The sequence below is a fragment of the Williamsia sp. DF01-3 genome (genome assembly GCF_023051145.1).
In the GTDB taxonomy this organism is placed as follows: Bacteria; Actinomycetota; Actinomycetes; order Mycobacteriales; family Mycobacteriaceae; genus Williamsia.
Genome location: NZ_JALKFS010000003.1, coordinates 1 through 8,459, shown reverse-complemented (window position 1 = coordinate 8,459; position 8,459 = coordinate 1). Strand labels below are relative to the sequence as shown.

Below are 8,459 nucleotides of genomic sequence, written 5' to 3'. Positions count from 1 at the left end.
ACAAAACGACCAGCCCGGCCGCCAGGCCGGGTCACAGTACGCCGCAGGCGCTCAAATCAGGTGACCGCGCAGCGGGCATGAGAAAGGCCGGCCACCTGGATCAGGTGACCGGCCTTTGCGGTCGGGGGTGGCTCCACCGCGACTCCGCTGGGGGCCAGCTGTGCGGGAGCTGCGCTAAGTCGCGGAAGGACTCTCAATCGCGGTGTCAAGTTGCGCTGGCCGCTGAGGCACCCCGGTCGCCGACGTGCGGAACAGACGGCGTGAGTCTCTGCAACTGTTTGCCGCGCGGGCTCGATACCGAGGTCAGCGGTTCCGGATTAAGACTTTGAGCCCCGACAGCCCGTAGGGCAGCGCTGCTTCTAACGGATTGCTTGGTCGCGGATCTGCGCGATCGCGTCGTTGAATCCTTCGGGGGTTCCGCTAGAACCGGCGGTTTTGGCCACGTGCAGGTCCGCGATCGGCCGGCCGGTGACGAGCCGCGGGACGGCTTGGGCGAGCCGTCGCTGATAGTCGAGCGAGGTGGGGTTTGTTGCGTGGGGAGTCACTGTGACTGCGGTGATCACGTTGTCCGACAGGGTCAATGTCACCGTGATGTGGGACGGCTGGCTGCCGTACTCACCTGTGGCGGTGTAGACATCGTCGGCGTAGGCGACGGGCTGGCCACTTGGGCGCGTGGTCGTCTGTGGAGTGCGATCGTTCTCAGACGCTGTGCATCCGAGCAGAGCGAAAGTCGTCGCGAGCCCGGTGAGCGTGGTCGCTGAGGCTGTGCGCAGTGATTGACGCGGAGTGCGTTTAGGCATGGAGGCACCCATTCCGTGTCGTTGGCCAGGCTGCCGAGCGTCGTGTCAGCAGCTGCGCTGTGGGGACTGGAGTCTGCGCCTGCTGGCGGGATGACATCTCGACGACGAGTTTGTGACCGGCGATGCTGTCAGAGTTGTTGGTCAGCGGGGCGTAGCAGGACTTCGTGGATGGCGAGGTGCCGCGGTCGGGTGAGGACGAAGGTGATGACCTCTGCGATGTCTGAGGCGGTGACTGTGGCGGCATCGTAGGCCTGGGAGACTGCGGTTTTCGTCTCTTGGTGGGTGATGTGGGTGGGTAGCTCGGTGTCCACGATGCCGGGCTCGATGAGGGTGACGCGGACATTCGGAAGTAGTTCTTGACGCAGGGCTTCGGACCATCCGTTCAGGCCCCACTTGGTGGCGGCGTAGACGCCGTTACCGGCGCGGGCGGTGCGTCCGGCAACTGAGGAGATGTTGATGATGTCGCCGCCGCCGGTTCGGAGTTGGTCGAGGAATACTTCGGTCGTGGTGATTGCACCCATCAGGTTGACCTCGACCATGGCGCGGTAGTCGTCGCGTTGCTCGGAAGAGAAGGGGCCGAGCAGCATGATGCCAGCATTGTTGACCAGGACGTTGGCCCCGCCGAACTGGTGCTGGACCACGTCAGCGGCGGCGACCATTGATGCTCGATCGGTGACGTCTGCCGGGATCGCGATAGCGTTGTCGCCGAGTTCATCGGCCAGTGCATTGATGCGGTCACTCCGCCGGGCCAGGAGTGCGACTCGGTAGCCGCCGGTGACGAGTGCGCGGGCGGTGGCTTCGCCGATCCCGGACGAGGCTCCGGTGACGACGGCAACTGGTGCTGGAGGGTGTGTCATGGGGTGGTCCTTCGCAGTGGTAATACGGGTTGGGTGGGGTAAGGACAGTCAGAAGCCGCCCGCGGCACGGACCTGGTAGTGGCGTTCAAGCTGCGCGGTCTCGTCCTGGGTGAGGGTGATATCGACTGCGGCGGCAGCGTCATCGAGGTGATGGGTTTTGGTTGCTCCGACGATGGGAGCGGTGACGACGGGATTATGCAACACCCACGCCATGGCAACCTGCGCCATGGGAACACCTCGTGCCTCGGCGATGGATTGCACCGCCTCGATGACTGGTCGGTCACGATCGGTGTCGGCGAAGAAACTGTTGCCTACCGGGTCATCGGTGGACCGAGTGGTTTGCTGGCCAGCGGGTCGGGCAACGCGGCCTTTAGCCAGTGGGCTGTATGGGATGCTGCCGACGCCCTGGTCTTCTAAGAGGCCGAACATTTCCCGTTCTTCCTCGCGGTAGAGCAGCGAATACTGGTCCTGCATCGAGATGAAACGGGTCCATCCATGCAGGTCTGCGGTGTGTTGCAGTTTCGAGAACTGCCAGGCCCACATCGCTGAGGCGCCGATGTAGCGGACTTTGCCAGCTTTGATCACATCGTGGAGCGCTTCCATGGTCTCTTCCACCGAAGTGTCGGGGTCGAACCGGTGGATCTGATAGAGGTCGACGTAGTCGGTACCCAGGCGGGTCAGCGAGGCGTCGATCTGCTGCATGATCGCTTTGCGAGACAGTCCGCTCTCCCCGGGTCCGTCGCCGACCTTGATAAACACTTTGGTGGCCAGGACGATGTCGTCGCGTGTGGTGTAGCGGCGTATCGCCTCGCCCACAATGCGTTCGGAGTCACCGAACGAGTACACGTTGGCGGTGTCCCAGAAGTTGATTCCGAGTTCGAGTGCCTGTTTGAAGTAGGGCAGTGCGTCGTCCTGGGGCAGGGTCCACTGTTGGAACCCGGACGCCGGATCGCCGAAGCTCATGCAGCCCAGTGCAATCCGGCTGACCTTCAGGCCTGAGTTTCCCAGTCGTGCATAGTGCATGAGGGTGCCCTTTCATACTGTGGAGGTTCGCCTCGATCGATGAACACTGCCGGTAAGCGGTGTGGCCAGACCGACCAGGCCGGGGGATCGGTGGTGTGCAGCCACCAGGAAAGGTCAGGCTTCGGGGATGGCCATTCCGTAGTTGTCCAGGGTGATCGAGTCGGGTTCGGGTCCGCTGCGAACGTCGGTGTCAAGTGCGTCGACTGCGGCGAGTTCGTCAGGGCTGAGCTGGAAGTCGAAGACATTAAAGTTCTCGGCGATGCGAGTGCGTTTGGTCGACTTCGGGATCGCTGAACGGCCTTCCTGGATGTGCCAGCGCAACATGACCTGGGCAGGAGTCTTGCCGTGTCGTGCGCCGATGTCGATCAGCGTGGGGTCATCGAAACTGCGTTTGTCGCCGCCGGCGTAGGAGGTGATGCCACCGATGGGTGACCACGCCTGGGTGAGAATGTTGTGTTCATCGTGCAGGGCCTGCAACTGCTTCTGCTGGAAATACGGGTGTAGCTCGATCTGGTTGACCGCCGGGACCACCGTCGTCTCCGCCAGCAGACGCGTAAGGACCTCGGGCATGAAGTTGCTGACCCCGATGGCACGGACCTTGCCGTCGGCGAGGAGCTGTTCCAGTGCCCGGTATGCCTCGATGGTGAGATCGAAACGGCTGGTCAGCGGTTGATGCAGAATCAGCAGATCGAGCTGATCGACGCCCAGCTTGCCGGCGCTTTTAGCGAACCCGTGCAGGGTTGCGTCGTAGCCGTAGTCGCTGATCCAGATTTTCGTTTCGATGAACACCTCAGCGCGGTCCAGGCCCGAGCGGCGGATACCGTCGCCGACTTCTCGTTCGTTGCCGTAGGCGGCTGCGGTGTCGATGTGGCGGTAACCGAGGTCGAGGGCATCGGCCACCGCGGTCGTGGTCTCTTCCGGCGGGGTTTGGAACACGCCCAAACCGATTGCCGGTAGCTGAACTCCGTTGTTGAGGGTGATGATGTTTTCGGTCATGTCACCACGCTAGGCAGCGATGCGGGGTAGGTGAGAGTCACTGGTAGTAGCCCCCTGGGCCGCGGCGCACGCAGCGGCGGGGGCGAAAGCCAGTAACTCCCACGCCTGCACATCGAAGGGTTAGCGTCGACATATGAGCAGCAAGCGCGAGGACGTGCAACAATTCCTGACCGCGCTACGCGGGCGGATCACACCGGAACAGGCCGGCTTGACGGTCTTCGGGGGAGAACGGCGGGTCCCCGGTTTACGCCGCGAGGAAGTTGCCCAGCTCGCCGGAGTAAGTACCGCCTATTACACGCGGATGGAGCGCGGCGACCTCAGCGGCGTCTCCGACAGTGTGCTGTTCGCACTAGTACGCGCGCTACAGCTCGACGAAGCCGAGACAACCCACCTGTTCGACCTGGCCCGATCAGCCAGCGGTCCACGCCGCACGCCCCGCAGCAAGCCCCAGCCCCGCGTACCCGCCCCGGTCGCCCAACTCATCGACACCATGCGCGACGTTCCGACCCTCGCGATGACCGAACTGGGCGACCCGATCGCCTCCAACGAACTCGGACGAGCACTGTTCCCCGACCTCTTTCCCGCCGACGCGCCGCCGTTGAACCACACCCGCTACCTGTTTCTCGACGAGCGGTCCCGCACCTTCTACCCCGACTGGGAGACCAGCGCCCGCGGCGTGGTGTCCTCGCTACGCCTGCTCGCCGGACAGGACCCAACCAACCGCAACCTCACCGCTCTCATCGGCGAACTCGCCACTCGCAGTGGAGAATTCCGCACCTGGTGGGGCGGACACACCGTACGCATTCACGCAGCCGGCACCAAACGCATCAACCACCCCATCGTCGGGGAAATGACCATCGCCTACCAAAGACTCGCTTTGACCACCACACCTGACCTCAGCCTCACCACCTACCTACCCGAACCCGCAACACCCTCCATGGACGCCCTGAACCTCCTGCGTAGCTGGACCGCCCACCAACACCAGCCCACCAAACGCCACGGTGTCGACCACTAAGAGGCCACCGAGGTCCATGACCGGCGCGCGCACAGAAGTTGTCGTCGCAGTCCATACTGCCGGGCCGCTACAGACGCTTCTCATCCCCGGTCAGCAACTCGTGTGCCCGTACCTTGTGAGGTTTCCAATGTCGAGCGAAGGCATCACACGGATGGGAAAGGGCGACGCAGCCACAAGCGTGGGATCCCTAATGCATAACTCACGCTGCTGCTCGTACCGCCGATGTGGCACGCCCAGGCGTGAACTCGCGATCATCGCGGATCAACGCCCACGCGACGTCGACAAGTCGCCGCGCCAGACAGGTAATTGCCTGGTTGTGTTTGCGCCCTTCAGCACGTTTTCGGTGGTAGAACACCCACGACTCGCCTTTGGCGGCCAGGCTGGCGAACGCAGCCAGGTAAAACACCCACCGCAGCCGCCGGTTATAGCGCCTCGGCCGCCGCAGGTTGCCGCTCACACGTCCCGAGTCTTGAGGGATCGGCACTAATCCGGCATAGGAAGCCAGCCGGCCGCTGGAACCGAACGCCTCCAACCGGCCGCCGGTGGCAACGACAAACTCCGCACCGAGGGTGGGGCCAATTCCCGGAATCGACTCGATGCTTCGTGCCCACCGATGGCTGCGGAACCGGGTAACGATTGTTTTGTCGGCGTCTTTGATCTCGCGGTCCAGTTCGAGGAGCCTCCGAGCGCTGCGTTTGATCACCGCAGCGTGAGACGGGGTGAGGAACAAATTGCGTTGAAGATATGCAACTTTCGGCCCGAACTCGCGTTCGATTCTCTCTACCTCGTCAGGTGAGGCCAGTTCGCGTTGGAGTTCGGCTCGTACGTCCGCGAGTAGGCGTGGGGGCTCGTCTTCATCATCGAAGGGGAAGGGCTCCTCCTCGGTTTCGCCCCGGTTGATCGCCTCCTCAACCCTTTTGAGAGAACTCGGTCGGTAACTGTTCCAAGCTAGTCTGCTGTCGCATTCGCGCTTCAGGAGCAACTCAGCCGTGTTGTCGAGGAGCATCAAACTGATTCGCCAACGGGCCAGTCCTCCTTGGTGCAGTAGGCGGTTCGACTCGGATACCTGCACAACGAAACGCTCCACACGGTCCATCTCTCCACCCTTCACTAAGTACTGCGATGTGTCACCAGCAGATCGCTAACAGCGGCGGGGTGACTGAGGTCGATTTTCCGAATAGTCCCTCCCGCTGTGGGCGGTGCCGTATCTGTCTCACCGGGACTATCCCGTTAACGGTGTTTCGGCCGTTTTCATTAGTAGGTTTCTGATCCGGGCCAACGGTCCGCGAACGTGATCGCGAAGGCATTGAGAGCGGGTTTCCACCGTGTGATCCATCGTGCCTGACCTTTGCCGGTCGGGTCCAGTGAACGGGTCACCAGGTACAGGCATTTGAGCGCGGCTTGCTCGCTGGGGAAATGGCCGCGAGCTTTCACCGCACGCCGATAGCGAGCATTCAAGGATTCAATGGCGTTGGTAGAGCATATAACTCGCCGTATCTCGGTGTCGTAGTCGAGGAACGGGATGAACTCCTCCCACGCGTTGTCCCACAGCCGGATGATCGCCGGATACCGCGTGCCCCAGTGCTCGGCCAGATCATCGAACGCCGCTCGTGCCGCCGGCTCACTCGGCGCGGTGTAGATGGGTTTGAGGTCCCGTTTGATGGCGTCCCAGTGCTGACGGGCTGAGAGGCGAAAGGTGTTCCGGATCAAGTGGACGACACAGGTCTGAACCGTGGTGGCCGGCCACACATGCTCGACCACCTCCGGAAGACCCTTGAGGCCATCACAGACCAAGAAAAACACGTCCCTGGTGCCGCGGTTACGGATGTCGGTGAGCACCGACATCCAAAACTTGGCGCCCTCGCCTCCCGTGCCGGCCCACAACCCGAGAACGTCACGCCGCCCATCCAGGCTTACCCCGATAGCTGCATAGATCGGCCGATTGGCCACCTGACCGTCGCGGACTTTGACCACAATGGCGTCGATGAAGACTGCCGCATACACCTCATCGAGCGGACGTGCCGACCAGTCCTGCATCTCCTCGATCACCTTGTCGGTGATCCGCGAGATCGTCTCCTTCGAGACCGATGCACCGTAGATTTCAGCGAAGTGAGCGCTGATCTCCCCGGTCGTTAACCCCTTGGCGTACAACGACAACACCACTTCATCAACACCATTGAGCCGCCTCTGTCGTTTCTTCACGATCTGCGGTTCGAACGTCCCCTCGCGATCCCGGGGGACCTCGATCGGGACGTGGCCGGTGGTCTCGGTCAGGACCGTCTTTGACCGGGTCCCATTGCGAATGTTCGTCGTCGTCCGATCCGGCTGCGCCTCGTTCTTCCCGTGCCCGAGATGCTCGGTCATCTCCTCATTCAGCGCGGTCTCGAGGACCGTTTTCGTGAACTGCTTGAGCAGCCCATCCGGACCCGTCAACGACAGGCCCTGCTCCTTCGCTAAACGCACCAGCTCCGCTGCCGCCGCCTCCTCGGCCGACGGTGCTGTCGATTTCTTCTTGGTCACATCATCCAGTGTCGTCATCACGGCACCTTCCCCGCCGGGCATTCACCCAGCGTGTCGGGCCGAAACACCGATTACGAAACAGTCCCGTCTCACCGCGCAGCCGGGCTGCTAGTAGAGCGTTGGTTCTGGTGTGTAGGCGGTGCCGGTGTCTCGGACGTGGGTGGCTGCGGCGGCGAGTGCGGCGTGGTCGACGTTGCCGTGTTCGTCTTTGCTGGTGCAGGCGAGGAGGAGTGGGTTGTCGTCGATGCTGATGCTGAGGAATGGGATGGCGTGGGGTTCTTGGTCGACGAGGTCGGCGAGCGCAGCGAGTGCGGCGTCGCCGGCGGCGTGGTGGGCGTCGGTGTAGGTGGTTTCGGCGCCGGCGTCGAGGATGCCGTTGTCGAGGTGGGTGTTGGTGTGTGCGGTGATGCTCCAGCAGATCATTGGTGAGGTGTCCTTGTCGGTGAGTGGTTGTGGTGGTGACAAGGATGCCGCGCGGCCCCTCGGGCCGCGCGGCATATGTGGGTCCCCAGACCCGGTTGTGTGGATAGGTTCGGGTCTGGGGATAACCGGTGTTAGTGCTGGTCGGCGGGTGGGACGGGGCCGCTGGTGAGCCATCCGGTGCCGGTGATTTTGAACCGGTGTTGGGCTCGGGGTCGCCAGCTGGGTGCTTCGGAGTTGCGGGAGAACTCTTCGCCGTCGTCGAACGTTGCGATGGCGAGTTTGTGGGCTTTTTTCATGGTGGCGACCATGGTTTCGATGGCGGTGGTGTCCATCAGGGCCAGGGTGAGCGGGGCCATGGTCAGCCGGACGTAGGGGAACACTTTCTGGGTGGTGGGGTGGGTGAACTGTTCGCGGGATGCCGATCCGAGTGGGCCTCGGGTCCAGCGCAGGGTGGTCTGCATTTCGGGGTATCCGCCGGGCAGGATGCCGGGGAGCATCATGGATTTGGCCATGCCCATGCGTGCCTGGCGTGCGGTGGCGAACAGTCCTAGAACGAGCTGGGCTTGTTCGCAGCTCAGGAATTGCATGGTGACGCCGGGGAATTGGACCTGGACGGTGGCGACGCCGGTCCCGGCCGCGATGACGTCGACGCGGGCGCGTTGTTCGCCGCAGACGGTGACCGCGACGTTGGTGACCACGCCGTTGGTGCGGAGCGGTAGCGGGGTGTTGATGTGGTCGGGGCGGCTGCTGGCGATGCGGCGTGCTTCTTGGGCCTGTGCTCGTGCTTTCCCTGTGACCATGGCGGCGTCTCCCTCGGAATCGGTG

The 8,459-nt window shown here is 63.0% G+C and carries 8 protein-coding genes and 1 pseudogene; 1 reads left to right on the top strand and 8 read right to left on the bottom strand.

All coding sequences use genetic code 11. The features are described from left to right. Positions 1–359 precede the first annotated feature (359 nt). From MVA47_RS01725 to MVA47_RS01710, 4 genes are all read right to left on the bottom strand, one after another. Positions 360–800 carry a hypothetical protein gene (locus MVA47_RS01725; protein WP_247206405.1) on the bottom strand — a complete coding sequence of 147 codons (441 nt, stop codon included), beginning with the start codon at positions 798–800 and terminating at the stop codon, positions 360–362. 128 nt (positions 801–928) lie between these two features. After that, entirely contained in the window at positions 929–1,657 is a 729-nt protein-coding gene (locus MVA47_RS01720; RefSeq protein ID WP_247206404.1) for an SDR family oxidoreductase, read from the bottom strand. A 48-nt stretch (positions 1,658–1,705) separates the two neighbouring features. Continuing rightward, positions 1,706–2,680 (bottom strand): aldo/keto reductase, encoded by a 975-nt coding sequence (locus tag MVA47_RS01715; protein WP_247206403.1) that lies wholly within the window; start codon positions 2,678–2,680, stop codon positions 1,706–1,708. 114 nt (positions 2,681–2,794) lie between these two features. Beyond that, entirely contained in the window at positions 2,795–3,676 is an 882-nt protein-coding gene (locus MVA47_RS01710) for an aldo/keto reductase (protein WP_247206402.1), read from the bottom strand. Positions 3,677–3,809: 133 nt separating this feature from the next. On the opposite strand from MVA47_RS01710, the gene MVA47_RS01705 reads away from it, so the two are divergent. Then, positions 3,810–4,691, top strand: a complete 882-nt coding sequence (locus MVA47_RS01705; protein WP_247206401.1) for a helix-turn-helix transcriptional regulator — start codon at positions 3,810–3,812, stop codon at positions 4,689–4,691. Positions 4,692–4,890: 199 nt separating this feature from the next. Here MVA47_RS01705 and MVA47_RS01700 read toward each other — a convergent pair. The 4 genes and pseudogenes from MVA47_RS01700 to MVA47_RS01685 form a co-directional block, all read right to left on the bottom strand. Then, positions 4,891–5,400, bottom strand: a pseudogene (locus tag MVA47_RS01700) (transposase); the annotation flags it as partial. A gap of 545 nt (positions 5,401–5,945) precedes the next feature. Further along, the gene (locus MVA47_RS01695; RefSeq protein ID WP_247206400.1) at positions 5,946–7,229 is read right to left on the bottom strand and encodes an IS256 family transposase; all 1,284 of its coding nucleotides are present in this window, start codon (positions 7,227–7,229) and stop codon (positions 5,946–5,948) included. Between the two features lie 90 nt (positions 7,230–7,319). Beyond that, positions 7,320–7,634 (bottom strand): hypothetical protein, encoded by a 315-nt coding sequence (locus tag MVA47_RS01690; RefSeq protein WP_247206399.1) that lies wholly within the window; start codon positions 7,632–7,634, stop codon positions 7,320–7,322. A 131-nt stretch (positions 7,635–7,765) separates the two neighbouring features. Continuing rightward, on the bottom strand, positions 7,766–8,459 hold a 694-nt coding region (locus tag MVA47_RS01685; protein WP_308280457.1), incomplete at its 5' end, for a hypothetical protein.

What these genes read in the sequence shown, in the direction of transcription:
- MVA47_RS01725 (WP_247206405.1), bottom strand. Translation starts at nt 800, where the DNA reads ATGCCTAAACGCACTCCGCGTCAATCACTGCGCACAGCCTCAGCGACC.
- MVA47_RS01715 (WP_247206403.1), bottom strand. Translation starts at nt 2,680, where the DNA reads ATGCACTATGCACGACTGGGAAACTCAGGCCTGAAGGTCAGCCGGATT.
- MVA47_RS01720 (WP_247206404.1), bottom strand. Translation starts at nt 1,657, where the DNA reads ATGACACACCCTCCAGCACCAGTTGCCGTCGTCACCGGAGCCTCGTCC.
- MVA47_RS01710 (WP_247206402.1), bottom strand. Translation starts at nt 3,676, where the DNA reads ATGACCGAAAACATCATCACCCTCAACAACGGAGTTCAGCTACCGGCA.
- MVA47_RS01690 (WP_247206399.1), bottom strand. Translation starts at nt 7,634, where the DNA reads ATGATCTGCTGGAGCATCACCGCACACACCAACACCCACCTCGACAAC.
- MVA47_RS01705 (WP_247206401.1), top strand. Translation starts at nt 3,810, where the DNA reads ATGAGCAGCAAGCGCGAGGACGTGCAACAATTCCTGACCGCGCTACGC.
- MVA47_RS01695 (WP_247206400.1), bottom strand. Translation starts at nt 7,229, where the DNA reads ATGACGACACTGGATGATGTGACCAAGAAGAAATCGACAGCACCGTCG.